This is a genomic window from Enhydrobacter aerosaccus (assembly GCF_900167455.1).
GTDB lineage: Bacteria > Pseudomonadota > Alphaproteobacteria > Reyranellales > Reyranellaceae > Reyranella > Reyranella aerosaccus.
In genome coordinates, this window is sequence record NZ_FUWJ01000002.1 from 1,101,724 (window position 1) to 1,127,276 (window position 25,553).

Genomic DNA, 25,553 nt, shown 5'->3' on the forward strand with positions numbered 1-25,553 from the left:
TCCTTTAATCCGCCGCGGCCGCGAGGCGCGGACGGTTGAAGTCCTCAGGGAAGTGCTTGATCGCGCTCGCGACCGGATAGGGCGTGAAACCGCCCAAGGCGCAGAGCGAGCCGAATTTCAGCGTCTGGCAGAGATCCTCGATCAGGGCGAGATTGGCTTCGACACGCTCGCCGCGGATGACCTTGTCCATGGTCTCCACGCCGCGCCTGGACCCGAGGCGGCAGGGAGTACACTTGCCGCAGGATTCGATCGCGCAGAATTCGAACGCAAAGCGCGCCTGACGGGCCATGTCGACCGTGTCGTCGAACACGACGACGCCGCCATGCCCGATCAAGCCGTCGCGGGCGGCGAAGGCTTCGTAATCGAACGGCGTGTTGAACAAGGCGCGCGGGAAATAGGCGCCGAGCGGACCCCCGACCTGGACCGCCCGGATCGGCCGTCCGGTGCGTGTGCCGCCACCGATGTCCTCGACGATCTCGCCCAGCGAGAGGCCGAAGGCGGCCTCGAACAGGCCGGCATACTTGACGTTGCCGGCGAGCTGGATCGGCATGGTGCCGCGCGACCGACCCATGCCAAGGGTCGCGTAGTGCTCGGCCCCATCCGCCAGGATGGCCGGAACGGTGGCCAGGGAGATCAGGTTGTTGATGACGGTCGGCCTGCCGAACAGGCCCTTGTGCGCGGGAAGCGGCGGCTTGGCGCGGACCTGACCGCGCTTGCCTTCCAGGCTTTCCAGCAACGAGGTCTCCTCGCCGCAGACGTAAGCGCCCGCCCCGACGCGCACCTCGATGTCGAACCTCAACTCGCCACCGATCATCCCGTCGCCCCGGGCAAGGGCGACGGCCTGCTCCATGACCCGAACGGCGTCGGGATACTCGGAGCGGATATAGACGTAGCCCTTGGTGGCACCAACGGCGAGACCGGCGATGGCCATGCCCTCGATCAGCAGGAAGGGATCGCCTTCCAGGATCATGCGATCGGCGTACGTGCCCGAATCGCCTTCGTCGGTGTTGCAGACGATGTATTTCCTGTCCGCCGCCGCGTCGGCGACGGTCTTCCACTTGATGCCAGTGGGAAAGCCTGCGCCGCCGCGGCCGCGCAATCCGGATTTGGTGACCTCATCGATGATCTTCGCGGGCCCGAGGCTCCAGGCACGCTCGAGCCCTCTCCCGCCGCCATGAGCACAGTAATCGGCGAGCGACAGCGGATCGACGATGCCGCAGCGGGCAAAAGTGATGCGCGTCTGGCGCTTCAGGAACGGCAGTTCTTCCGGCCGGCCGAGATGCAAGGGATGCGACGCACCGAAGCCGGCGGCAAACAGCGACGGCACGTCGGCCGGCGTCACCGGGCCGAAGCCGATACGGCCCGAGGGAGTCTCGATCTCGACCATCGGTTCGAGCCAGAACAGACCACGCGAGCCGGTACGGACGATCTCGAGGACCTGCCCCGTGCGCTCGCCCTCGGCTGCCAGGGCCGCAGCCACGCGATCCGCTCCCACGGCGCGGGCCGCAGCATCGCGCGGCACGAAGAGGCGCATCGTCATCGGCCCACCTCCCGCGCGATTTCCTCTATGCAGGTCGCGTCCAGCCTCGCCATCGGCTCGCTATCAAGCAGCGCCGAGGGCGAACAGGCGCAGAGGCCAAGGCAATAGGTCGGTTCGATCGTCAGTCGGCCATCCGGCGTCGTCTCGCCCCAGGTCAGACCGAAATGCTTCAACACCTGCTCGGCCAGCGCCTCGCTGTTCATTGCCTGGCAGGACTCGGCACGGCAGATCTTGAGGACGTGGCGACCGGCCGGCCGCTCGCGGAAATCATGATAGAAAGAGACGACTCCCTGGACCTCGGCACGGGTAAGGTTCAACACCTGCGCAATAAAGGGAATGGCCTCGGCCGGGACATGACCGAAGGTGGCCTGCACATCGTGCAGGATCGGCAGCAATGCGCCTTCGCGGCCGTCATGGCGATGCATGATTTCGGCAGCCTGCGCTTCGTTCCACGCCGGCATGAGCGTTTCTCCAATGATGAATAAGGATCGACGCCCGGCCGCTGTTACTCAATAAAGCTGTGGCATGCTGCAATAGAACAAATCTATCGATTTGCTCGACTACCCGCCCAAAAGACTATTATTCTCTGCTACTAATAGTGTGGATGAAAATCGGATTAACTAGATATAGGCTTCGCCATCTGCCGTGCGACTGCCTTTGCTTGCGTCACAAGCGCCGAGACGAGCGAGGTCATCGGCTCGCGCGGGGGCACGACGAGGCCGATCTGGTGCACCGCCTCGGGCTCGACGATGGGAATCGAGCGCAGCCGCTCGGTCAGCCCCAGCGTCTCGGCCAGCTTCTCCGGCATCACGCTCGCCCATCTGCCGGTACGGACATGGGAAAAGAGCACGATCATGGAATTGGATTCGAGCGTCGGCTCGAGACTGCCTCCGGCCGCATTCAGGAGCTGATCGATGATGCGCCGGTTCTGCATGTCCGGTGTCAGGAGACAAAGCGGGATCTTCGCCACCTCCGACCAAGTGACGCGATCATGATCGCCCAGCGGGCTCCCAGCCGACGTCAGCAGCCGGTACTGCTCCCGATAAAGCGGCACCGCCCGCATGCGGCCGAGCGGCTCGTTGTCGATATAGGTCAGACCGGCATCGACCTCGAGATTCTCCAGCATCGACAGCACTTCGATGGAGGTGCGCGACAGGATGGTGAACTTAACGTCGGGGTGTTTGGCACGATAGGGCGTGGTCAGCGCAGACACCATGGCGAGCGCGGTCGGAATGGCCGCGATCTTGAGATGGCCGCTCAGGCCCTTCTTCAACGCCTGCACTTCCTGCCGCATGGCGCGCGCATCGGCGACGATGCCGCGCGCCCATTCGAGGACGCGCTCGCCCTCGGAGGTGAAACCCAGGAAGCGCGACGTGCGCTGCACCAGCATGACGCCCAGCGTGTCTTCGAGCTGCTTGATGCCGGCCGAGAAAGTGGGCTGCGTTACGCCGCACTGCTCGGCTGCCCTGCCGAAATTTCGTTCGCGGGCCAATGCCAGCAGGTATTCGAGTTTGTCGATCATCGTCCCGGGAGCGTCCTCACAGTCCCAACGTCAATTGCGGCGGCGCCCGCTCCGCCTCCGTCCGCGCCGCCATATTCGACAGCGATACGCCCAGCAGCCGGACCTTCTTCTGCAGCGGAAAGATCGAGCGCACCAGCTCGATGCTCGCCTGTTCGAGGTCGATCCGGCTCCCCACCGGAGAGGACAGCGTACGGCTGCGGGTAACGATCTGGAAATCCGCATACTTGATCTTCACCGTCACGGTCCGTCCCGCCGTCCCGGTCCGCTCGCAATAGCTCCAGACATCGTCCAGCACGGACAGCACCCCCTCCTCGATGTCGATCGGGCGACCCAAATCCTGGGGGAAGGTCGTCTCCGAACCGATCGACTTTCGCGGCCTGTCCGGCACGACGCGCCGGTCGTCCTGTCCCCGCGCAATGGCATGATAGTAAGCACCCGACTTGCCGAAATTCTGCTGCAGGAATTCGAGCGACTGGGCTTTGAGATCGGCGCCGGTATGGATACCCAGTCGCTGCATCTTGGCCTCGGTCGCCGGACCGATCCCGTGGAATTTCCCGACCGGCAGGCTCTCGACGAACAGCGGCCCCTTCTCCGGCCGGATAACGAATTGGCCGTTGGGCTTGCGATGATCCGAGGCGAGCTTGGCCAGGAATTTGTTGTAGGAGATTCCGGCCGAGGCCGTGAGCCCCGTCTGCTCCAGGATGCGGGCTCGGATCTCGCGCGCGATCTCGGAGGCCAGCGGCATGTTCTTGAGATTGGTCGTAACGTCGAGATAGGCCTCGTCGAGCGACAGCGGTTCGACCAGCGGCGTGTACTCCAGAAAGATGACGCGGATCTGCCGCGACACTTCCTTGTAGACCTCGAAGCGCGGTTTCACGAACAGAAGCTCCGGGCATAGCCGCCGTGCTGTCGTCGAAGGCATGGCCGAGCGCACGCCGAAGCGGCGCGCCTCGTAGCTCGCTGCCATGACAACGCCGCGCTCGCGGCTGCCGCCGACGGCGACCGGCTTGTCGCGTAACGACGGATCGTCGCGCTGCTCCACGGATGCATAGAACGCATCCATGTCGAGGTGGATGATCTTGCGGGTTTCCTCCGCCATGCCTCAGCCTATCCTCCCGCGGCCCGATGCGGGAGAGGCCGCAGCGGGCGGCTATCCTCCGGAAAAAATCCGTCCCGGGGCCTCAGCCTTGCTCATCCGATCGGCGGGATGCTTGTCACGGTGTTCGACATACTCGACCCGCATCCCGTCCGGATGTCTTACCAACATATTCCAGCCGGTCGGGACGGCCTTGGGCGGCGCGAGCACCTCGGCGCCGATCGTCGGCAGATATCTGGCGTAGCCCTCGATATCCTCGACCATGAAGGTGGCCTGCGTCTCGAGGAAGGGAGCCAGGCCTTCCGCCGTCCCGGCCACGAACAGGATCGAGCCGACCTGTGCCAGCCGCAGATTGTATCGGGGATAATCGAAGCGCAGCCGCGCCTTTTGGCCAATCAGCCCTTCGTAGAACCGCACCGCCTCATCGAGGTCTGCCAGGGGCAGATACCGGCGCACCAGAATGTTCAGGATTTCCATCGCCAGGCCCTTCCTTGCCGTGGTCGCTCGTCGATGAGGCCGCCACGGCCTGTTGCTGACGGACAAGGCGCTCGGCAACCCGTCGGCGGCGGTTGGTCAGAGCATCGACAAGCCGGTCGATCTGCTCGAGCTTGTTGCGCAGCGCGGCAGTACAAATAGGAGGGCCGGCGCCGGCGTCGAGCGCCGCCGCTAGGGCCCGCACCTCGCGAGTCGAAAAGCCCGCCGCGATGAGGTCGCGGACCCAGGCCGCCCGTTGCACATCTGCCTCCGACAGGCTGCGATAGCCGTTATCGAGACGGGCGGCCCGCAGCAAGCCCGCCGCCTCGTAGTGGCGCAGCATCCGTGCGCTGACCTGGAGTTTTCGAGCCGCTTCCCGCATACGCATGTCCTTGACCTCGCGCTCAGGCTAAGGCCTTCACACTAGTGACAAGGTCAAGCGCCAAACAAGCGGTACAACGACCAAGGAGAAGGTCGTCGGCGGTCCGCTACCAGTCCGCCGCCATGCCCAGCAGACTCAACGCCTCGCGGCGCAGACGCAGGAGTTCCGGATGGTCGCGGTGGCGAGGATAAGGCAAATCCACCGCCAGGTCTGCGCGCACGCGGGCCGGCCGATCGCTGAAGACGATCACCCGGTTGGCCAACAGCAGTGCTTCCTCGACATCGTGCGTCACCATCAGCACGGTGAATCCGCGCCTCTGCCACAGACGTGTGATCTCGCCCTGCATCGCCAGGCGCGTCAGGCTGTCGAGCTTGCCCAGCGGCTCGTCGAGGATCAGCAGGCTGGGGTCGTTCACCAGCGCCCGCGCCAGCGAGGCACGTTGTGCCATACCGCCGGAAAGCTGATGGGGATAGGCCTTGGCGAACTTCTCCAGGCCGACCAGCGCCAGCGCGGCATCGACCCGCTCGCGCTGCTGCTTCAGCAGGCCCCGTGTCTCCAAGCCGAGTGAAGCGTTCCGCCATACCGTCCGCCATGGGTAAAGCGTCGGGTCCTGAAAGACCACGACACGCGACGGGTCCGGGCCCGTCACGTCGGCGCCGTCGACGATCAGTCGACCGGCGCGCGGCGTGTCGAGACCCGCAATCAACCGCAGCAAGGTCGACTTGCCGCAGCCGCTGGGCCCGAGCAGAGCGACGAACTCGCCGGGTTCGACGCGGAAGGACACATCCTCCAGCACCGGCAGATAGTCGCCATGCAACGCGAACCCGTGATCGATGTCGACAATATCGACGGCGGCACCGGGTGCCGTGCCGACATTCACCGCTTCGGCCAGCGCTACCATTGAACGAGCCCCTTCTGCCAGGACAGCAGCCTGTCGCGCACGCGGAACAGCACCGTGATCAGCGCCGAGCACATCAACGCCATCACCAGCAGAGCGCCATACATATTGGCATAGGCTGCCCAGCCCTGCGCCCATTGCAGATACCATCCGAGACCGGACTTCACGCCCAGCATCTCCGCCACCACGAGGACGGCGAACGAAGATCCCAGTCCCATGAACAGGCCGACAAAGACGTGCGGCAAGGCGGCCGGGATCGCGACCTTCAGGATCAGGAACCGCGAATTGGCGCCCAGTGTCCGCGCCACATCGTAGTAGGCGGTCTGCACGCCCGCGACGCCTGACCAGGTGAGCACGATCAGCGGAAAGGCCGTCGCCAGCGCGATCAGGAACGTGCTGGCGCTGCCGCTGCTCGGGAAGATGAAGAAGGCAAGCGGCAACCAGGCTGTTGCCGGCAACGGGCCGACCAACCGCATGACCGGATGGATCCAATATCCGACTCGTTTCGACCAGCCGAGCGCCACCCCGATCACGAAGCCGACGGCGGCACCGATGGCGAAGCCGCGCGCCAGCAGCAACACCGAGTGGAGGAGGGAATCGCCCAGCCGTCGCCAGTCGTCGGTATAGACCTCGAGGAAGGCCTGCGGCGACGGGAAGAACGGCAGTGGCAGCAGGTCGAGCTTCGCTGTCGCGACTTCCCAGGCCGTCATCACCAGCGCCAAAACCACGAGCCATGGAGCGAAGCGGCCCAGGCGTGCAACTGGCCGCGAGAACCATCCTCCGGCCCATGCCAGGAGCTGCAGCATGCCGAACCCCAGCGCAAGGCTGCCCAATAGGGAAGTGCGCTCGAGTTCCTGTGCGTCCGGCCAAGCCAGAATCACAACCCCGAGGCCCAGCCAAAGGAAGCCGGCGACGACAAGCAGCCCCAGGGAGTGCGGCCGCTCGTCGTCGCCAGCCAGAAGCGCGCCCGCCCTGCCGGGTGCCGCCTCCGCAATCGCCGTCATCGCAGCCTCCCTACGCCAATACGTCGGCGGTCACGCGCGCCGCGTACTTCTGGACGTCCGTCGACTGCTTGAAGACGGCGATGCTCTTCAGTTCCTCCGCGTAGAGGCTGATCTGTTGGCGCAGGTCGGCGGCCAGCGGATTATGGTGATGTGTATGACTGCGCAGCATGGCCGCCAGTTGCTCCACTGGCGCCTTCGCATGCGGCGCGAAGACCTCGGCAGCGGCTTCCGAATTCGTTGCCACCCATTCCTGGGCCTCGAGCAAGGCCTGAGTGAGTGCCGTGGCAACTGGCTTGTCCTGGCGGATCAGGCTGCCGCGGATTCCCAGCACACAGCAGGTGCGGTGCGAGAAATCACCGGTGAGATTGTTGGCGATCTCGAACAGGTTGTCCCGATCGCGCGCGATCCAGCCGAGAGGATCTCCCAAGGCGAAGGCCTGGACCTCACCCTTCTTCAAGGCCACTGGCAGCACGTCGCCCGGAAAGACCTTCCATTCGATCTCCTTGTTGGGATCGACGCCCGCTTGCTGAAGCATGATCGAGAAGAAGTTGCGGTCGGGCGCCGCGAGATCGGTGACACCGATGGTCTTGCCTTTAAGACCGCCGACGTCGTGGATGCCGCTGTCCCGGGTCGTGAAAAGACGCATGCAACCGCCGTGAATGCCAGCAGAGATCTTGACATCAAAGCCGGCCTCCAGCGGCTTCAGCCAACGCAGAGCCATGCCGATACCCGCATCGGCCTTGCCGGTCGCGATGGCTTCGAGCAGCTGATCTGTCGAACCACCGAAATTGATCAGCTCGACGTCGAGATTGTGCTTGGCAAAGTAGCCTTTCTCCTTCGCCGCTGCCACACCGACGGTGCAGATCGCCGTAGCGTTCCAGGTGAGCTTCAGCTCTCGCTTCTGCGGCAGGATGACAGGCTGGCCGAACGACGTCCGGCAGATCGATGGATCGAACTGATCCAGCGTCTGACCACGGAGAAAGGTGCGCTGTGCAACTGCCGCAGCGGGGATCAAAGCACTGGCAGCGGCGGCGGTCCGCAAGAACGTACGACGGGTGGCAAAGCGAAACATCGCGGGTACTCCAGGCAACACGGGAAGAACACGGGCGCGCGCAGACGCGCGACAGCCTCTAACGGCGGCAACAGGACTTGGTCGGAACGACTTCGTCGCATTTCATGCGGCGAAGCATGGTTCGATTCGACGGCTCGGGTAAATAATCAGGAAAACCAAAGTGACGGCGCCGGAGGAAAGAGCTTTCCGCCCTTCGGCGCCTCACGATGGTGTTCTGCTTCAGGCCGCCCGAGCGAGAGTGCCCGCCGCGTCGAGCGCCTGGGAAAGATCGGCGACGATGTCATCGATATGTTCGATGCCGATCGACAGGCGCACATAGCCATCGGAAACGCCCGTCTTCTGCTGGTCCTCAGGCGTGAGCTGCGAGTGGGTGGTCGTCGCCGGATGGATGGCCAGGCTGCGTGCATCGCCGATGTTGGCGACATGGTAGAGAAGCTTCAGCGAATCGATGAAGCGTCGTCCGGCCTCGCGTCCGGCCGCGAGCTCGAAGCCCACGAGACCGCCATATCCGCCCTTCAAATAGGTGTCAGCGCGGCGGCGAGACTCGCCGGTCTGTTGTGATGGATAAATCACGCGCACGACCTCGGGCCGCTTGACGAGGAAATCGGCCACCGCCTGTGCGTTGCGCGAATGCCGTTCGATCCGCAGCGCCAAGGTCTCGATGCCCTGCAGCGTCAGAAAGGCATTGAACGGCGATTGAGCAGCGCCGATATCGCGCAGCAAAGTCGTGCGCGCCTTTATGATGTAGGCAACCGGGCCGATCGGCTTCACCGCCTCGACCCAGACTGCGCCGTGATAGCTTGGATCGGGCTCATTCAGGGCAGGCTGGCGAGTCGGATGGGCGGCCCAGTCGAACCGGCCACCATCGACGATCAGGCCACCGATCGAGTTGCCGTGGCCGCCCAGGTACTTGGTGCTGGAATAGACGACGATCGCCGCGCCATGGTCGAGCGGACGCGACAGTATCGGGGCTGCGGTATTGTCGACGATCAGGGGAATGCCCAGGGGCCGGCCAATATCGGCAACCTCCTTGATCGGAAACACCGTCAGCTTCGGATTCGGCAAGGTCTCGGCGTAGTACGCCCGGGTACGGCTATCGGTCGCGCGAGCAAAGGCACCCGGATCGGCCGGATCGACGAAACGCACCTCGATTCCCTGATCCTTGAGTGTATGAGCGAACAGGTTCCAGGTGCCGCCATAGAGGTCCGTCGAGCTCACGACGTTATCTCCCGCTCGCGCCAGGTTCTGGATCGCGAAGGCGGACGCGGCCTGTCCCGAGGCCAGGGCCAATGCGGCAACGCCGCCTTCGAGGGCGGCAACGCGCTGCTCCAGTACATCGGCCGTGGGATTGCCGATACGGGTATAGATATTGCCCAGTTCCTTCAGAGCAAACAGGTTCGACGCCTGCTCGGTATCGCGGAACTGAAAGGAGGTCGTCTGGTAGATCGGTACGGCCACAGCGCCGGTTGTCGGATCGGCGCGCCAGCCGGCATGCAGGGAGAGCGTCTCGGGATGCTTGGAGAGCGACGAAGTCATGTCAAAAGTCCCTCGTTGGGAGTGATCGGAAGTGAAGTCACGTCGGGTTCGAGCGAGACGTCACACACGCGCCGGTCGCGGCGGTCGACCACCGGCGGGAATAGAGGGAGCGCACAGACTTAACCTTTGGTGAATGTCGGACAGGCCCGATACTCACGACCGCTTCCGATAGGGTCAAACGCAGCCGTTGCTCTCTTTGGCCGCCTTGAGGAAAGTGCGCAGTCGCCTTCCCTCGTCAGCCGATCGAATCATTCCGTGCGCATGGCAGCCACGCGATGTGACCCTCTGCAAGGTGGTCGAGCCATGCTATCTGTAAGCTCTTCGGACCTAATACAGGACGAGCAGGGTATGGCCGCCTCGAAGAATGACGAGATTCGGATCCTCACGCCGTCCGGCATGCTGGGCTACGGGTTCCCGATCGAGCATTTGCGCCTGGGCCTGGAGCAGAAGCCCCATGCCATCACCATCGATTCGGGCTCGACCGATTCCGGCCCGCAAAAGCTTGGCCTGGGCGAGATGACCTGCAGCCGCGAGGCCTACATGAAGGACCTGGAGGTCCTGCTGGAGGCGCAGCGCGAGGCCAGGATCCCTCTTCTGATCTCCTCGGCCGGCGGCGACGGCAGCAACCTGCATGTCGATGCCTTCCGCAACATGATTGCAGAGATCTCGCGCAAGCGCGGCTGGCGCTTCAAGTTGGCGAAGATCTACGCCGATATCGATAAGCGACATATCGCCAGGGAACTCGAAGCCGGGCGCATTGAACCGCTGGGTCCCGTGCCGCCCCTCGATCCCCGCGAGCTCGCGGCCGCCACCGTCGTCGTGGCCCAAATGGGCGCCGAGCCGTTCCTCAAGGCGCTCGAACCGGAGGATGTCGATGTCGTGGTGAGCGGGCGGGCCTACGATCCCGCGCCGACCGCCGCGATGGCCATTCGCGCCGGCTTCGATCCGGCCCTCGCCTGGCACATGGGCAAGATCATGGAATGCGGCGCGCTCTGCGCCGAGCCCGTCGGGCGCAGCGTCATCGGCTATCTGAGGCAGGATCATTTCGAGATCGAGCCCCTCAATCCAGCGGAACGCTGCACCACGGCCTCGGTCGCGGCGCATACGCTCTACGAGAAGACGCATCCCTTCCTGCTTGCCGGCCCCGGCGGCACGCTCGACCTCTCCCACTGCACGTACGAGCAGGTGAGCGACAGGCGCGTACGCGTCTCGGGCAGCCGCTTCGATCCTGGCAAGCGCTACACGATCAAGCTCGAAGGCGCCAAGACCGCGGGCTGGCGAAGCATTTTCATCGCCGGAGCGCGCGACCCGATCTTCATAAGCCAGATCGATTCGATCCTCGACCAGGTGATCGCCGGAACGCGCGCCTACTTCGGCGACGTGCCCGAGGAAGCCTACCGCATCATTCCCCACATCTACGGCAAGAATGGCGTGATGGGCGACCTCGAACCGGTGAAGACACCGGCGCACGAGCTTTGCATCATCGTCGAGGTGGCAGCCGCCACGCAGGCGCTGGCGACGGCGATCTGCGGCAAGGCCCGCACCAGCCTGATGCATTGTCCCTATCCAGGTCGCATCGCCACGGCCGGCAACATCGCCTCGCCCTTCACGCCGCTCGAGATTCCACTTGGGCAGGCCTGCGAATTCAATGTCTATCACCTGATGACGGTCGACAGCCCGACAGCCCTCTTCCCGGTCCGCTACGAGGAGATTTCGTGACCTCTGTCCCCACGCCATTGCGCGACATCGCCAAGGTCGTGCGCAGCAAGAACGCCGGGCCGTTCGAAATCACACTCGACATCATCTTCAAGTCGAAGGAAGACTATGAAGTGGTGAAGGAGAGCGGGGTGATCACGAAGGAGCTGATCTCGCGGCTCTACAATGTGCCGACTCAGGCCATCATCACCTTCGGCTTCTTCGATCTGGTGAACGCGGTGAAGATCACCTTACCTAGACCGCGGGTGCAGGGTGGCGTCGGCGAAACCGACATGCATGCCGCCCAGCAGCACGTCCCGCTGCAGGAGATCCGGATCCCCTGGCCTGCGAGGTAGATGCACAGTTCGGCGGCTGCCCGAGCGTCGCCGAACCTGGCTGTCAGAACGGCCACCAGCCCTTCTTCACCGGCGATGGCTTGGGCAGGGTCTTGGGGCTGGGAGGAATGAGGGCCGGCAGATCCGAATCCCGCCATCCACCCCCAAGGGCCGCAACCAGCGTGGCGCTGGCGGTCAGGCGATTCAGGCGGATGTTGATCAAGGTCTGTTCGGCGCTGAGCGCCGTCTGCTGCGCCGTCACCACCGTCGTATAGGCGGCGGTCCCTGCCTGGTATTGATTGAGCGAGAGCCGTTCGGCATCGCGCGCGGCCGCGACGGCGCGTCGCTGGATCTCTTCCTGCTGGGCAAAATAGTTTTGCTGCGCCAGGGCGTCCTCGACTTGCTGAAAAGCGGTGATGACGGTTTGACGATAGGTGGCGACCATCTTGTCGTAATTGGCTCGCGCGCCCTCAACTGCGGCCTTCATGGCACCGCCATCGAGCAGCGTACCCGACAGCTGTGGCCCTATCGACCATACGGCAGAGCCGATCTGCAACAGATTGCTGAGGGTCGTCGTCAGGAACGAGATACTGGCATTGAAGGTGAAGTCCGGATAGTAGGCCGCCTGGGCAACGCCGATCTGCGCATTGGCGGACTGCATCGTACGCTCGGCAGCCGCGATATCGGGGCGCCGCTCGAGAAGGGCCGATGGCGCACCGGCCTCGAGCGTCGGCACCGTCGCCGGCGGCGGCGCGGTCTCGATCGAGACCTCGGCCGGGATCTTGCCGACCAGGGCGGCAACAGCATGTTCGAACTGGGCGCGATTGGCGGCTTCCGCGGCATAGAGGGCACGTGTCTGCTCGAGCAATGTCTGCGCCTGCGCCAGATCGAGCCGCGAGGCGGTACCCGCATTCATCTGATTCTGCACGATCTGCAGCGAGCGCGCATAGGCTGCAATCGACCTGTTGTAGAGGTCGCGTCGCTCGTCCGAGATACGCAACGAGAAGTAGCTCGTCGCCAGGCTCGATTGCGCCGACAGCCGAGCCGCATCCAGATCGGCTTTGCTCGCTTGCGCCGCCGCCGCATCGCTTTCGATTGTGCGCCGGATGCGGCCCCAGACATCGACTTCCCAGCTGATCGTGCTGCCGATCGAATACTGGCCGACCGACCCGTTGCTGGTGCCCGTCACGAAACCGCTGCCCGTGCTGACGACGGCTCCGCCGCGACCGCCGCTGGAACTGACCTGCTGGATCGAACCGGTATAGCCAAAGGTCGGGAACAGGCCGGACTGACTCTGGCGGAGCAATGCCACCGCCTGCCGATAGGCCGCCTCGTTTTCCTTCAGCGTCTGGTTCGACACATCGACCTGTGCCATCAGGCGATCCAGTGTCGGATCGGCATAGATCGTCCACCAGGGGCCACGATCGATCGTGTCGCGAGGAGCCGCCGGACGGAACGTGATCCCGTTCACTTCCTTGTAGGCCGCGGGCGGGTCGCTCGCTGGCGGAGGGCGCTGGTAGTCGGGTCCGACAGCGCAGGCCGCGACGGGAAAAAGCACAAGGAAGGGAATGACAGTCCGGAAGTTCATGCGCGGGCCTCGAGCCCGCCCATAGAGCGCGCCAACCGGCTCAGGGGATCGCGGTCACGCCGGCGGAAGCGGTCGAGATAAAGATAGATCACTGGCGTTGTGTAGAGCGTCAGCACCTGACTGACCAGAAGGCCACCAATGATGGAAAGTCCCAGCGGCCGTCGCAGCTCGGCGCCATCGCCGAAATTGAGCGCGAGCGGCAGGGCACCGAGCATGGCGGCCATGGTCGTCATGAGGATCGGGCGCAGGCGCAACAGGCAGGCTTCATAGATTGCCTGCCGCGGGTCGAGATCCTGGTTGCGTTCGCGGTCGAGCGCCACATCGATCATCATGATGGCATTCTTCTTAACGATGCCGATGAGCAGCAGGACGCCGATCATGGCGATGATGCTGAGCTCGACATGAAAGATCATCAGCGCCAACAGCGCCCCGATGCCGGCCGACGGCAAGGTGGAAAGGATCGTGATGGGATGGATATAGCTTTCATAGAGGACACCCAGCACGATGTAGATGGCCGCGAGCGCAAACAGCACAACGACGAGCTGGCTGTCGAGTGACTGCTGAAATGCGCGCGCCGTGCCCTGGAACGAACCGTGGATCGAGGCCGGCATCCCGATCTCGAGCATGGTGTGGTTGATGTAGGCAACCGCGTCGCTCAGCGTCTTGTTGAGCGCCAGATTGAACGAGATGGTGGTGGCGACGAACAACCCTTGGTGATTGACGCCGAGCGGCGTGGTGTCGAAGGCATAGTTGGTGACCGCCGAAAGCGGGATCATGGTCTCGGGCGACGTGCTGACGGCCGCCGCCGTCGACGCGGCGCCCCGGCCGCTGACGGCGATCTGGTTGGTGAGCTGGTTGCGCACCGCCTGACTCGGATCGAGCGCGGTGGCGGCATTGGTGAGCCCCGTTACCGACCCGGTATTGCCGGAACTCGTGGACACACTCGGCGATGTCGAAACGATGGCCTGGGTCGAGGTCGCGCCGCTGATCGATCCACCCATCGTGCTGACATAGATCTGCTCCAGCGTCTTTGGGTTCTGCCAGTATTCCGGCGCCACCTCCATGACGACGTGATACTGATTTAGCGCATTATAGATCGTCGAGACCTGTCGCTGGCCAAAAGCGTCGTACAGCGTAGAGACGATGGAACTGGTGCTGATACCCAGCCGGCTCGCCGAATCGCGGTCGATGGCAATATCCACCTGCAGACCGTGCTGCTGCTGGTCGGAGTCGATATCGGTGATGACCGAGCTGTTCCGCTGCAGGGCAGCCACCAGTTTCGGGGCCCAGGTATAAAGATCGGCCAAGGAATCGGATTGCAGCGTGAACTGGTATTGCGAATTGCCCTGCCGGCCACCGACACGGATGTCCTGCACCGCCTGCAGGAAGAGATTGGCGCCCGGCACTTGCGCCAATCGCCCCCGCAGACGGGCAATGACCTGATCCGCGGAAGCGTCCCGCTGCGAAAGAGGCTTGAGACTGGCGAACAGAAAGCCGGAGTTGGTCTGGAACCCGCCGGTGAAGCCCGCCACGTTGTCGACCGCCGGGTCGGAGCGCACGATGGCCATGAATTGGCGGAACTTCCGGCGCATTGCCTGAAACGAGATGCTCTGGTCGGCGCGGATCCCACCAATGATGCGGCCCGTGTCCTGTTGGGGAAAGAAACCCTTGGGCACCTCGTAGTACAGGAAGACGTTCAGGAACACCGTGCCGAGAAAGACCAGGATCGTCGCACGGGGATGGCGCAGCACCCAAGCGAGGGTGCGCCCGTAGAAGCCCTGCACGCCATCGAAGACGCGCTCGCTCACCCGCGCGAACCAGCCCGGCGGCCGTTGCACTTCGTCTTGCCGAGGCGCGCGCAGCACGTAGGCGCACATCATCGGCGTGGTGGTCAGCGACACCACCATGGAAATGACGATGGCGATGGTCAGGGTGACGGCGAATTCCCGGAACAAACGGCCGACGATGCCGCCCATCAACAGAATGGGAATGAAGACGGCGATGAGCGACAGACTCATGGAGATCACGGTGAAGCCAACTTCCTTCGCCCCTCGCACCGCCGCCTGCCGCCGCGGCATGCCCTCCTCGATATGCCGCGAAATGTTCTCCAGCACGATGATCGCATCGTCGACGACGAAGCCGGCGGCGATCGTCATGGCCATGAGCGACAGATTGTTGAGACTGAAGCCCATCAGGTACATGACGCCGAAAGTCCCGACCAGCGACACGGGCACGGCCACCGACGGCACCAGAGCCGCCCGCACCGAGCGCAGGAAGGCAAAGGTCACCAGCACCACCAGGATGACACTGAGACTCAACGCTCGCTCGACCTCCTTGAGGGAAGCGCGAATGGTGGTTGTCCGATCCGACACCAGGTTGACGTCGATCTCGGGCGGCAATGCCGCCTGCAGATCCGGCAGCTCCGCTTTCACCTGATCCACGGTGGCGATGATGTTGGCGTTCGGCTGAAGGTAGATGATCACCAGCACCGACCGCTTGCCGTTGGCCTGGCCCTCGTTGCGCAGGTCCTCGACCGAGTCGTCCACCTGGGCCACATCGGACAGCCGCACCGGCGCGTTGTTACGCCAGGCGATCACCAGGTCACGGTAGTCGGCCGCCGCGCGCGACTGGTCGTTGGTATAGATCTGGTAGCGGCGGTCGCCGACCTCGACAGCTCCCTTGGGCGAGTTTGCGTTCGCTGCCGCGAGAGCCGCGCGCACGCTTTCCAGGCCGATCTGGTACTTCGACAGGGCGTTCGGATTGATCTCCGCCCGCACCGCCGGCAACGAGCTGCCCCCCAGCGTGACCTGCCCGACACCGGTCACTTGGCTCAGTTTCTGCTGCAGGATGTTCGAAGCAGCGTCGTAGAGCTGGCCTTGCGGCAGCGTATCCGACGTCAGCGCGAGGATCACCGCAGGAGCATCGGCCGGATTGATCTTGCGATAGACCGGGTTGCTCTTCAGGTTGACCGGCATGTCCGCACGTGCGGCGTTGATGGCCGCCTGAACGTCGCGAGCCGCTCCATCGATATCGCGCGACAGGTCGAACTGCAGCGTAATGCGCGAGTTGCCGACCGTGCTCATCGAGGTGATCTCGCTGACGCCGGCGATCGCCCCCAATCGTCTTTCGAGCGGTGTCGTCAAGCTGCTTGCCACCGTATCCGGCGAGGCGCCCGGAAGCTGGGCCTGGACCTGGATCGTGGGGAAATCGACCTTGGGCAGCGGCGAGACCGGCAAGGCGATGAAGCCCATCAATCCGGCCAGCAGGATGCCGATCGTCAGCAAGGTGGTGGCGACCGGCCGGGCAATGAAGAGGGCGGAGAGATTCACGGCTGGAATCCCTCGGGCAGTTCACTGACGTCCGGCGCATCCTCCGAGGCCAGGGGATAGGCCGGCGTATCGAGCGGCACGCCCCGCAGACGCCGGCCGACACGGTCGAAAGCGAGGTAAATCACCGGTGTCGTGAACAGCGTCAGCATCTGGCTGACGATCAGGCCACCGACGATGGTGAGGCCAAGCGGATGGCGCAGCTCCGAGCCGGTGCCGGTTCCCAGCATCAGCGGCAAGGCTCCCACCAGGGCGGCGATGGTCGTCATCAGGATCGGCCGAAAACGCAGCAGGCAGGCCTGGTGGATGGCTTCCTGCGGCGCCTTGCCTTCGTGGCGTTCGGCTTCGAGCGCGAAGTCGATCATCATGATCGCGTTCTTCTTGACGATACCGATCAGGAGCACGATGCCGATGATGGCGACGACGCTAAGATCGTCGCCGGCGATCATGAGCGCGAGCAGCGCGCCGATGCCGGCCGATGGCAGGGTCGAAAGGATCGTGATGGGATGAATGTAGCTTTCGTACAGCACGCCCAGCACGATGTAGACCGTGACGATGGCGGCAAGGATCAGCATGAGCTGGCTGCTCAACGCCTTCTGGAAGGCCAGCGCCGCACCCTGGAAGTGCGTCGAGATCGAGCGTGGCATGCCGATCTCCTTCTGCGCCGCCGTGATCGCCTCGACGGCATCGCCGAGCGACGCGCCGGGCGCCAGGTTGAACGAGATCGTGGTTGCCGGAAACTGGCTGAGCCGATCCTGGCGCAACGGCGCCGTCCGCTCCTCGAATGTCGCGATCGCGGAGAGAGGGACCTGTCTGGTCGAGCTCGAGCCGGGAAGATAGAGGTTGTTCAGCGCGTCCAGCGTGCGAGCCATCGAGGGCTCGAGCTCGTAGATGACGCGATACTGGTTGGACTGCGTATAGACGGTCGAGACGATGCGCTGACCGAAGGAGTCATAAAGCAGATTGTCGACCGTGGCGGCGGTGACGCCGAACCGCGCCGCGGCGTCGCGGTCGATCTTGATATACATGGCGAGCCCCTGGTTCTGGAGCTCGCTGGTCACGTCGACGATCTCGGGGATCTGCGACATGCGCGATATCAGCCGCGGCACCCATATGTCGAAATCCTTCGGATTGGGACTTTCGAGCACGAACTGGTACTGCGTCCGGCTGACGGTCGAATCGATCGTCAGGTCCTGGGCCGGCTGCATGTAGAGCTGGATGCCCTGCACGCTGGCGGTCTCCTGCAGCAGCCGGCGGATGATCTGGCTGGCCGTCAGAGAGCGTGCGTCGCGATCCTTGAGGTTGATCAGCATCCGGCCCGAGTTCAACGTGGGATTGGTTCCGTCGACACCCACAAAGGAACTCAGGCTCTCGACGTCGGGGTCCTTCAGGATGATTTCGGCCAGCGCTCGCTGCCGTTCGCGCATGGCGTCGAAGGATATAGTCTGGGATGCCTCGGTCACTGCCTGGATCAGGCCGTTGTCCTGGACCGGAAAGAAGCCCTTCGGGATGACGATATAGAGCACGACCGTGAGCGCCACGGTGGCCACTGCGACCAGCAGGGTCAGCGTCTGGTGGCGGAAGACGACGACCAGCCCCCGGTCATAGAGGTCGATCATCCTCGCGAACCAGCGCGCGCCCAGCGCCTGCGCTTCTGGATGCGATTCGGCAGCGCTCGCTGCTCGCGGCCCCGGGCCTTCTACCGTCCGCCCTCCCGGAACGTCGCGTCGACGCAGCAGCTGGGCACACATCATCGGCACCAGAGTCAGCGACACGACCGCCGAAATCAGGATGGTCACGGAAAGCGTGACCGCAAACTCGCTGAACAGCCGGCCCACGACGTCGCCCATGAACAGCAGCGGGATCAGCACCGCGATCAGGGAGACGGTCAGCGACACCACGGTGAAGGCGATCTGGCTGGAGCCCTTGAGAGCCGCCTCGACCGGGTTCTCGCCCTCCTCGATGTAGCGAGCGATATTCTCGATCATGACGATGGCATCATCGACCACGAAGCCGGTCGCGATGGTCAAGGCCATGATCGACAGATTGTTGAGAGAGAATCCCGCCAGGTACATCACGGCCAGGGTGCCGACCAGCGACAGCGGCACCGAGAGGCTGGGAATGATCGTCGCCCGCCAATCGCCCAGAAACAGGAAGATCACCGCCACGACCAGCAGGACGGCGAAAGACAGCTCGATCTGCACGTCTCGTACGGAGGCGCGAATGGTCAAGGTACGGTCGGTGAGAACCGACACCTCGATCGAGCTCGGCAAGGTCTCTTGCAACTGCGGCAGCAGCGCCTTGATGTTGTCGACGACGGCGATGACGTTGGCGCCGGGCTGGCGTTGTACGTCGATGATGACCGCCTGGGTCAGGTTGGCCCAGGCCATCAGGCGATTGTTCTCCTGGCCATTCTCGACCGTGGCCACGTCGGATAAACGGACCGGAGAGCCATTGCGATAGGCGACGATCACATCCTTGAAGACGTTCGGATCGGTGATCTGGTCGTTGGCGTTGATGGTGTAGTTGCGCGTCGGCCCGTCGAAATTGCCCTTGGGCGTATTGACGTTGGCGTTGGTGATGGTGGTCCGCAGGTCATCGACATTGAGCCCGTAGGCGGCCAGCGCCGTCGGGTTGGCGCGGATGCGATAACCGGGCTTCTGGCCGCCACCGAGCGAGACGAGACCGACTCCGGGCACCTGCGAGATCTTCTGCCCGAGCCGGACGTCGACCAGATCGTAGACCTTGGTGAGCGGATCGGTTTTCGATGTCACCGCCAGCGTCAGGATCGGTGCATCGGCCGGATTGACCTTGGCATAGATGGGGGGCGCCGGAAGGTCGGCGGGCAGCAGATTGCCCGCGGCATTGATCGCCGCCTGCACTTGTTGTTCGGCGATATCGATGCCGAGGGAGAGGTCGAACTGCAGCGTGATCGACGACGCGCCGGCCGAGCTGGTCGACGTCATCTGGTTGAGTCCCGGCATCTGCCCGAACTGACGCTCGAGCGGCGCCGTCACCGACGAGGTCATCACTTCCGGGCCGGCTCCCGGGTAAAGGGTCAGGACCCGGATGGTCGGATAATCGACCTGAGGCAGGGCAGCGAGCGGCAGGAAGCGGTAGGCGATCAGGCCCACCAGCATGATCGCCACCATCAGCAGCGACGTGGCGACCGGCCGCTCGATGAAGATCCGCGACGGGTTCATGTCGCGTGGATAGCGCTAATTGCTGGACTGGCCGCGCCGTCCGGCGCCGCGGCCTGGTCCGGGGGCTCCGTCAGCGCCGGCATCCCGGCCGCTCGCTCCCGCACCCTCGGGAGGAGCTGCCGCGACGGGCGCGCCCGCCGGCGGTGGGCGCCGAATCTTGGAGCCGTCGCGCAGCCGGTCGGTGCCGTCGACGACGACCTGGTCGTTGAGCGCGAGCCCCTTTGTAATGGCAATCCTGTCGCCATCGCTTGCGCCCGTCTCGACGACCCGAATCTCGACCGTGTCATCCGGCTTGACGCGATAGACGAACGTTCCAGGCTGGCCTTTCTGGATGGCCGCCACTGGAACCACCAGCGCATCCTTCACCGTGTCGACGAGAAGACGAATGTTGACGAACTGATTGGGGAAGAGCGCCTCGTCCGAATTGTCGAACGTCGCGCGCAGCTTCACGGTGCCCGTGGTCGTGTCGATCTGGTTGTCGGTGGTTTCGAGCTTGCCGACGCCGAGTTCGATCTTTTGGGCCCGGTCGAGTGCCGTTGCCTGCAGCGTCGCGCCCTCGCGCAGACGCTTGCGCACCGGCGGCAGGGAATCCTCAGGAATGCTGAAGACGACCGACATCGGCTTCATCAGGGTGATGACGCAGATCCCCGTACTGTCGCCTATGGTGACGTAATTGCCGGCGTCCACCAGGCGCAGGCCGATGCGGCCGTCGGTCGGGGCAATGATGCGCGTGTAGACGAGATTAAGCTTCGCAGCGTCGACGGCCGCGCGGTCGGTAACGACCGTCGCTTCGTATTGACGGACAAGCGAGGCCTGGGTGTCGTAGGTCTGCCGTGCCACGGAATCCTGGGCAACCAGCTTCTGGTAGCGGGTGAGATCGAGCTGCGCGTTCTTGAGAAGGGCCTCGTCCTTGTCCAGCGTACCGATGGCCTGCTGCAAGGCCACCTCGTAGGGACGCGGGTCGACAACGGCGAGCAGATCGCCCTTCTTCACAGCTTGGCCCTCGGTAAAGGCCACCTGCATGAGCTGTCCCGTGATCTGTGTCTTGACGGTAACGGTCGCCAGAGGCGTGACCGTGCCCAAGGCCCTGGTGACCAGAGGGATGTCACCCTTGGCCACCGTGGCAAGTCCGACCGTGACCGGCTGGTTCGCCATATTGGGACGGCCGGCTGGGCCGTTGGATGCGGTACGCGAGGAAGCGAAGTACCAGCCGGCTCCCACGACTACGGCAAGTCCCAAGCCGATCCCAAGCAGGGTCCGCAGTCGTTTCATCGCCTCATCCGCCCCAAGCTGAGCCTTTCCACCCTGTGCTATACGCAGGGAAGGAACGGAGTCTCCCCTAACCGGTGGCTGGGGCGCAAGGCGACCATTCGGCTCCCCTTCCGCGGTAGCCGGCGCCGGATGCTCTTTGGAACCTCAAATAATAGTGAAGCCGCCAGCGCATCCCGGCAAGGGCGCACTGGCGGCAGTGGTTTATTCGGCCTGGCTGTCAGTCCGCGGCTTTGTCCGGGACGTAGAGCTGGTTGCCGACCGCTTTGAATTTCTCGCTCATCTCCTGCATGCCCTTCTGGGCATAGTCGCGGATGTCCTGCGTGATGCGCATGGAGCAGAACTTCGGCCCGCACATCGAGCAGAAGTGCGCCGTCTTGTGCGCCTCCTTTGGCATCGTCTCGTCGTGGAATTTTTCCGCCGTCGCCGGGTCGAGCGAGAGGTTGAACTGGTCGCGCCAGCGGAACTCGAAGCGCGCCTTGGAAAGCGCATCGTCCCGCAGGCGAGCGGCCGGATGTCCCTTGGCGAGGTCAGCGGCATGGGCGGCGATCTTGTAGGTGACGACGCCCACCTTCACGTCATCGCGATCGGGAAGACCGAGATGCTCCTTCGGCGTGACGTAGCAGAGCATCGCCGTGCCGAACCAGCCGATCATCGCCGCACCGATACCGGATGTGATGTGGTCGTAGCCCGGCGCAATATCGGTGACGAGCGGCCCGAGCGTGTAGAACGGCGCCTCTCCGCATTCCCTGAGCTGCTTGTCCATATTGGCCTTGATCTTGTGCATCGGCACGTGACCGGGACCTTCGATCATCACCTGGCAGCCCTTGTCCCAGGCAACCTTCGTCAGTTCGCCAAGCGTCTCGAGTTCGGCAAACTGGGCGGCATCATTGGCATCCGCATTGGAGCCCGGTCGCAGCCCGTCGCCGAGCGAGAACGACACGTCATACTTGCGCATGATGTCGCAGATGTCGCCGAAATGCTCGTACAGGAAACTCTCGCGATGCTCCGTCAGGCACCATTGCGCCATCATCGAGCCGCCGCGACTGACGATGCCCGTCACGCGACTTGCGGTGAGCGGCACGTGGGCCAGGCGCACGCCGGCATGGATGGTGAAGTAATCCACGCCCTGCTCGCATTGTTCGATCAGCGTGTCGCGGAAGACCTCCCAGGACAGCTTGGTCGGATCGCCGCCCACCTTCTCGAGCGCCTGATAGATCGGCACCGTACCGATCGGAACCGGCGAGTTGCGCACGATCCATTCGCGCGTGTCGTGGATGTTGCGACCCGTCGAGAGATCCATGACGGTGTCCGCGCCCCACCGGATCGCCCACACCATCTTCTCGACTTCCTCCTCCATGGAGGAGCTGACGGCCGAGTTGCCGATGTTGGCGTTGATCTTCACCAGGAAATTTCGGCCGATGATCATCGGCTCGAGCTCGGTATGATTGATGTTGGCAGGAATGATCGCCCGGCCGGCGGCCACCTCCCGGCGCACGAACTCAGGCGTGATGAACTCGGGCAATGCGGCCCCGAAGCTCTCGCCGTCGGCGAGCCGCTCCTTGGCGAGTTCATGCGCCTGCCTCCGTCCGAGGTTCTCGCGCGCGGCGACGTAGATCATCTCCTTGGTGATCACGCCGGCGCGAGCCCACTCGAACTGCGTGATCGGCTTGCCGTCGAGGCCTCGCAACGGCCGTGCCGTATTCGGGAAGGGCTGCAGTGCCGCCCCCCGTACATTGCCGTTGTCGACGGCCTGGATGGGCCGCCCGTCGTATTCCTCGACGCCGCCCCGCGCCAATACCCAATCGCGGCGCGTGCGGGCCAGTCCCTTGCTGACATCAATCGAAACTGTGGGATCCGTATAAGGCCCGGTCGTGTCATAGACGCGGACCTTAGGTTCGGTCGGCGCGCTCAGCGTGATCTCACGTAGGGGAACGCTGAGATCGGGTGCTTCTTCGGGCGTGACGTAGATCTTCTGGGAAGCCGGCAGCGGCCCAGTTGTCACCTTTGGCGTCGAAATAAGGCTGTCCATGTTGAAGGATCTCCCGTGGCAAAACGACAAAAGGAGACCCGGTGTGTCGTGCAAAGGAGCGCATCCTGTCCCTTCGCCGGCATGACCCGGATCAGGTTCAAAGGGTCACCGCGCCGCCTCCGATAGTTCGTGGCCGTCGATATCTCAGCCCCTTGCCGGGGCACCCCTTGGACGAATGCATCCTAGACTGAAGCGCGACTGGAAAAAACCCGGCTTCAGATTGGAACTTTGGCGGCAACCGCCAATTGCTCCTGCTCGAGCGCCAAACGCTTGATTGGATTGGTGAATCCTGCCGCTTCCTGTCATCGGCGACAAACCGGTCGTTCCGCTCTGCGTCGCGAGGCCAAAATGTCGATCCAGCGCCCGGTCAGGCGGGACGAAGTTTCAAGGTGAACACCGCGCCACCTTCCGGACGGTTGGCGACGGCAACACTGCCGTCATGGGCCTCGGCCACACGGGCAACGATCGCGAGACCCAGCCCTCGGCCCTCCGGCTTCTCGCGATCCCGGCGCCAGAACCGGCGGAAGATCGATTCCCGATCTCCCGCGGGCACGCCCGGCCCATCGTCCATGACCCGCACGATGCCCTCCTTTGTCACTTCGACCTCGATCGAGGTGCCGGTCGGCGTGTGGCGGATGGCGTTTTCGATGAGATTGCGCACGGCCCGGAACAGCGCTTCGGCCTGACCGCGCACCCATACCGGACTGGAATCGCCGGTCAGGGCGATCGTCTTGGACAATTCGACAGCGAGCGGCGCCATAAAGGCGACGGCATCGGCGCAGACGGCATGGAGATCGGCCTTTGCGTCCGTCGCGACGATAAAAGCCTCGAGTTCGGCGATGTCGAGCACCTGGTTGACGGTGCGCGTCATGTTGACGAGATCCGCCCGCAAGGCATCGCGCACCGGCCCAGGCTCCAGCGTATCCACGCGGGCGCGCACGATGGCGAGCGGGGTTCGCAATTCATGGGCCATATCCGCCGTGAAATCGCGTTGAGCGCGGAAGCCCCCTTCGAGGCGCTCGAGCGCCAGATTGACGGCATGGACCAGCGGCTGAATTTCCGTCGGCATCGTCTGCTCAGGCAGACGAACGTCGGTACGGCGCGGGCCGATCGCGGCCGCTGTCTTCGATGCCTCGCGCACCGGCTCGAGCGCGCGACGAAAGATCAGGATATCGATCAGCAGCAGCAACAGCAGGATCGGGAAGGTGATCCAGGCGACATGCGGAAGAAATGACGTCACCACGTCGTCGATGATCACATCCCGATGCGCCAGGTCCTGGCCGACCTGGATGTAGTACATCTTCTCGCCAACCGGCCGCGCCACGGTAACCCCGAACAGTTCCGAGCCGCTGGAACGGCGACGAATGAACCAGTCGTTGAGGGCCGACTCGTCGGATACGAACAGCGCCTTGCCATCGGGTTGGGACGAAAACAGGACATGTCCGTCGGTATCGAGGACGGCATAGGAGTAGAGGCCGTAATCAGACGAATAAAGCGGTCGAATCTCCTTCGGCATGTCCATCGACAGGGAGCCGTCCGATTGCGGCCGCAGGAAGCTGCCGATGATGAAAGCCTCACTGCGCAATGCATCGCGATGCAGGTTGTTGGCGGCCTGGTTCAATAGCCAATACAGCGCAAGCGGCATCAGGATCGAGGTCGCGGCGATCGCCACCACGTGCAGCACGACGATCCGGGTGATGATCGACTGGAAGCGCGTCACACCATGCTCCCGCACATGACGGATCAACCCTTTTCTTCAGACATCAGATAGCCAACGCCGCGTACGGTATGGATCTTTACGGACGCACCGGCGTCGGCAAGCATCTTTCGCAGGCGATGGACATAGACTTCGACCGCGTTCGAGCCGACATCACCGGACAGTCCGAACAGGTGATCCTCGAAAAGCCGCTTCGGCGCCACATTTCCGCCTCGACGCAACAAAAGTTCGAGAACCGCTGTTTCACGTGCCGGGAAGGCCCGTGGCTTGCCGTCGACAAAAACCTGCCTACCCTCGGTATCGAGCGAAACGTTGCCGAAGGTCAGCATTCGACCCAGCAGGTTGCCGGGCCGACGCAACAGGGCCTGCAGGCGAGCGACCAGTTCCTCCATCGCAAACGGCTTGGCGAGATAGTCGTCGGCGCCTTCGCGCAGTCCGGTGACTCGGTCGGTCACGCCATCGCGCGCCGTCAGGACCAGCACCGGCGTCGCATCGCTCCGCCGGCGCATCTCCCGCAGCAGGACAAGCCCATCCTCGTCGGGCAGTCCAAGATCGAGGACGATCGCGGCGTACTTCATCGTCGCGAGGACGTGGCGAGCATCCTCGACCGTGGCGACGGAATCCGCAGCAAAGCCGCCGTGAGCCAGACCTTTGATCAGTAACGATACCAGGTCCGGGTTATCTTCGACGATGAGTACTCTCATGAGTGGCGCGACCGCCTTGATTTCCGGGCAAACATGACTGTAGCACGACCCCTGCAGATCTGTCCGTCAGGTTAAAGTAATGAGCGCACGCTAGATGTTCATTGTCTCGTTCCACTCTTTCGCCGCGTATCGGAACGCTTTCCGGCCATGACGATCACCG

The 25,553-nt window shown here is 63.8% G+C and carries 19 protein-coding genes and 1 riboswitch; of the genes, 2 read left to right on the top strand and 17 right to left on the bottom strand.

The genetic code is table 11. The features are described from left to right. Window positions 1-4: 4 nt before the first annotated feature. The 10 genes from B5D62_RS14580 to B5D62_RS14625 form a co-directional block, all read right to left on the bottom strand. On the bottom strand, window positions 5-1,540 hold the full coding sequence (locus B5D62_RS14580; protein ID WP_085934565.1) for a formate dehydrogenase beta subunit: 1,536 nt from the start codon (window positions 1,538-1,540) through the stop codon (window positions 5-7). Next, the gene (locus B5D62_RS14585) at window positions 1,537-2,001 is read right to left on the bottom strand and encodes a formate dehydrogenase subunit gamma (protein ID WP_085934566.1); all 465 of its coding nucleotides are present in this window, start codon (window positions 1,999-2,001) and stop codon (window positions 1,537-1,539) included. Before B5D62_RS14585 ends, B5D62_RS14580 begins: the two co-directional genes overlap by 4 nt. Window positions 2,002-2,156: 155 nt before the next feature. Beyond that, window positions 2,157-3,062, bottom strand: coding sequence for a LysR family transcriptional regulator (locus B5D62_RS14590; RefSeq protein WP_085934567.1), 906 nt, complete (start codon window positions 3,060-3,062; stop codon window positions 2,157-2,159). Between the two features lie 16 nt (window positions 3,063-3,078). Then, complete coding sequence (gene dinB / locus B5D62_RS14595) at window positions 3,079-4,161, bottom strand: DNA polymerase IV (protein WP_085934568.1); 1,083 nt, start codon at window positions 4,159-4,161, stop codon at window positions 3,079-3,081. A gap of 51 nt (window positions 4,162-4,212) precedes the next feature. After that, window positions 4,213-4,635, bottom strand: a complete 423-nt coding sequence (locus B5D62_RS14600; RefSeq protein ID WP_085934569.1) for a VOC family protein — start codon at window positions 4,633-4,635, stop codon at window positions 4,213-4,215. Further along, window positions 4,580-5,020, bottom strand: a complete 441-nt coding sequence (locus B5D62_RS14605; RefSeq protein WP_085934570.1) for a MerR family transcriptional regulator — start codon at window positions 5,018-5,020, stop codon at window positions 4,580-4,582. Before B5D62_RS14605 ends, B5D62_RS14600 begins: the two co-directional genes overlap by 56 nt. Window positions 5,021-5,120: 100 nt before the next feature. Beyond that, window positions 5,121-5,915, bottom strand: a complete 795-nt coding sequence (locus tag B5D62_RS14610) for an ABC transporter ATP-binding protein (RefSeq protein WP_085934571.1) — start codon at window positions 5,913-5,915, stop codon at window positions 5,121-5,123. After that, on the bottom strand, window positions 5,909-6,916 hold the full coding sequence (locus tag B5D62_RS33980) for an ABC transporter permease (RefSeq protein WP_085934572.1): 1,008 nt from the start codon (window positions 6,914-6,916) through the stop codon (window positions 5,909-5,911). The genes B5D62_RS14610 and B5D62_RS33980 overlap by 7 nt, the downstream gene beginning before the upstream one ends. A gap of 10 nt (window positions 6,917-6,926) precedes the next feature. Then, window positions 6,927-7,988, bottom strand: a complete 1,062-nt coding sequence (locus B5D62_RS14620; protein WP_085934573.1) for an ABC transporter substrate-binding protein — start codon at window positions 7,986-7,988, stop codon at window positions 6,927-6,929. 219 nt (window positions 7,989-8,207) lie between these two features. After that, window positions 8,208-9,524: an O-acetylhomoserine aminocarboxypropyltransferase/cysteine synthase family protein gene (locus tag B5D62_RS14625; protein WP_085934574.1), complete on the bottom strand. Its 1,317-nt coding sequence runs from the start codon at window positions 9,522-9,524 to the stop codon at window positions 8,208-8,210. 348 nt (window positions 9,525-9,872) lie between these two features. Between B5D62_RS14625 and B5D62_RS14630 the strand changes: the two genes are divergently transcribed. Beyond that, window positions 9,873-11,243, top strand: coding sequence for an acyclic terpene utilization AtuA family protein (locus B5D62_RS14630; RefSeq protein WP_085934575.1), 1,371 nt, complete (start codon window positions 9,873-9,875; stop codon window positions 11,241-11,243). Continuing rightward, window positions 11,240-11,575: a DUF4387 domain-containing protein gene (locus B5D62_RS14635; RefSeq protein ID WP_085934576.1), complete on the top strand. Its 336-nt coding sequence runs from the start codon at window positions 11,240-11,242 to the stop codon at window positions 11,573-11,575. Before B5D62_RS14630 ends, B5D62_RS14635 begins: the two co-directional genes overlap by 4 nt. 43 nt (window positions 11,576-11,618) lie before the next feature. Here B5D62_RS14635 and B5D62_RS14640 read toward each other — a convergent pair whose 3' ends face one another. From B5D62_RS14640 to B5D62_RS14670, 7 genes are all read right to left on the bottom strand, one after another. After that, window positions 11,619-13,142 carry an efflux transporter outer membrane subunit gene (locus B5D62_RS14640; protein WP_085934577.1) on the bottom strand — a complete coding sequence of 508 codons (1,524 nt, stop codon included), beginning with the start codon at window positions 13,140-13,142 and terminating at the stop codon, window positions 11,619-11,621. Beyond that, a complete protein-coding gene (locus B5D62_RS14645) occupies window positions 13,139-16,471 on the bottom strand; it encodes an efflux RND transporter permease subunit (protein ID WP_085934578.1) in 3,333 nt (1,110 codons plus the stop codon). The genes B5D62_RS14640 and B5D62_RS14645 overlap by 4 nt, the downstream gene beginning before the upstream one ends. Continuing rightward, window positions 16,468-19,671, bottom strand: coding sequence for a multidrug efflux RND transporter permease subunit (locus B5D62_RS14650; protein WP_085934579.1), 3,204 nt, complete (start codon window positions 19,669-19,671; stop codon window positions 16,468-16,470). The genes B5D62_RS14645 and B5D62_RS14650 overlap by 4 nt, the downstream gene beginning before the upstream one ends. Before the next feature lie 15 nt (window positions 19,672-19,686). After that, window positions 19,687-20,943 (bottom strand): MdtA/MuxA family multidrug efflux RND transporter periplasmic adaptor subunit, encoded by a 1,257-nt coding sequence (locus B5D62_RS14655; RefSeq protein WP_085934580.1) that lies wholly within the window; start codon window positions 20,941-20,943, stop codon window positions 19,687-19,689. A 217-nt stretch (window positions 20,944-21,160) separates the two neighbouring features. Further along, complete coding sequence (gene thiC, locus B5D62_RS14660) at window positions 21,161-22,972, bottom strand: phosphomethylpyrimidine synthase ThiC (protein ID WP_085934581.1); 1,812 nt, start codon at window positions 22,970-22,972, stop codon at window positions 21,161-21,163. Between the two features lie 50 nt (window positions 22,973-23,022). Continuing rightward, a riboswitch (TPP riboswitch) is annotated at window positions 23,023-23,150 on the bottom strand. A 189-nt stretch (window positions 23,151-23,339) separates the two neighbouring features. Further along, a complete protein-coding gene (locus tag B5D62_RS14665) occupies window positions 23,340-24,692 on the bottom strand; it encodes a sensor histidine kinase (protein WP_218191058.1) in 1,353 nt (450 codons plus the stop codon). Between the two features lie 23 nt (window positions 24,693-24,715). Continuing rightward, window positions 24,716-25,393, bottom strand: coding sequence for a response regulator (locus B5D62_RS14670; protein WP_085934582.1), 678 nt, complete (start codon window positions 25,391-25,393; stop codon window positions 24,716-24,718). Window positions 25,394-25,553 lie beyond the last annotated feature (160 nt).

What these genes read in the sequence shown, in the direction of transcription:
- thiC (WP_085934581.1), bottom strand. Translation starts at nt 22,972, where the DNA reads ATGGACAGCCTTATTTCGACGCCAAAGGTGACAACTGGGCCGCTGCCG.
- B5D62_RS14600 (WP_085934569.1), bottom strand. Translation starts at nt 4,635, where the DNA reads ATGGAAATCCTGAACATTCTGGTGCGCCGGTATCTGCCCCTGGCAGAC.
- dinB (WP_085934568.1), bottom strand. Translation starts at nt 4,161, where the DNA reads ATGGCGGAGGAAACCCGCAAGATCATCCACCTCGACATGGATGCGTTC.
- B5D62_RS14640 (WP_085934577.1), bottom strand. Translation starts at nt 13,142, where the DNA reads ATGAACTTCCGGACTGTCATTCCCTTCCTTGTGCTTTTTCCCGTCGCG.
- B5D62_RS14630 (WP_085934575.1), top strand. Translation starts at nt 9,873, where the DNA reads ATGGCCGCCTCGAAGAATGACGAGATTCGGATCCTCACGCCGTCCGGC.
- B5D62_RS14580 (WP_085934565.1), bottom strand. Translation starts at nt 1,540, where the DNA reads ATGACGATGCGCCTCTTCGTGCCGCGCGATGCTGCGGCCCGCGCCGTG.
- B5D62_RS14650 (WP_085934579.1), bottom strand. Translation starts at nt 19,671, where the DNA reads ATGAACCCGTCGCGGATCTTCATCGAGCGGCCGGTCGCCACGTCGCTG.
- B5D62_RS14610 (WP_085934571.1), bottom strand. Translation starts at nt 5,915, where the DNA reads ATGGTAGCGCTGGCCGAAGCGGTGAATGTCGGCACGGCACCCGGTGCC.
- B5D62_RS14605 (WP_085934570.1), bottom strand. Translation starts at nt 5,020, where the DNA reads ATGCGTATGCGGGAAGCGGCTCGAAAACTCCAGGTCAGCGCACGGATG.
- B5D62_RS14655 (WP_085934580.1), bottom strand. Translation starts at nt 20,943, where the DNA reads ATGAAACGACTGCGGACCCTGCTTGGGATCGGCTTGGGACTTGCCGTA.
- B5D62_RS14620 (WP_085934573.1), bottom strand. Translation starts at nt 7,988, where the DNA reads ATGTTTCGCTTTGCCACCCGTCGTACGTTCTTGCGGACCGCCGCCGCT.
- B5D62_RS14585 (WP_085934566.1), bottom strand. Translation starts at nt 2,001, where the DNA reads ATGCCGGCGTGGAACGAAGCGCAGGCTGCCGAAATCATGCATCGCCAT.
- B5D62_RS14625 (WP_085934574.1), bottom strand. Translation starts at nt 9,524, where the DNA reads ATGACTTCGTCGCTCTCCAAGCATCCCGAGACGCTCTCCCTGCATGCC.
- B5D62_RS33980 (WP_085934572.1), bottom strand. Translation starts at nt 6,916, where the DNA reads ATGACGGCGATTGCGGAGGCGGCACCCGGCAGGGCGGGCGCGCTTCTG.
- B5D62_RS14670 (WP_085934582.1), bottom strand. Translation starts at nt 25,393, where the DNA reads ATGAGAGTACTCATCGTCGAAGATAACCCGGACCTGGTATCGTTACTG.
- B5D62_RS14590 (WP_085934567.1), bottom strand. Translation starts at nt 3,062, where the DNA reads ATGATCGACAAACTCGAATACCTGCTGGCATTGGCCCGCGAACGAAAT.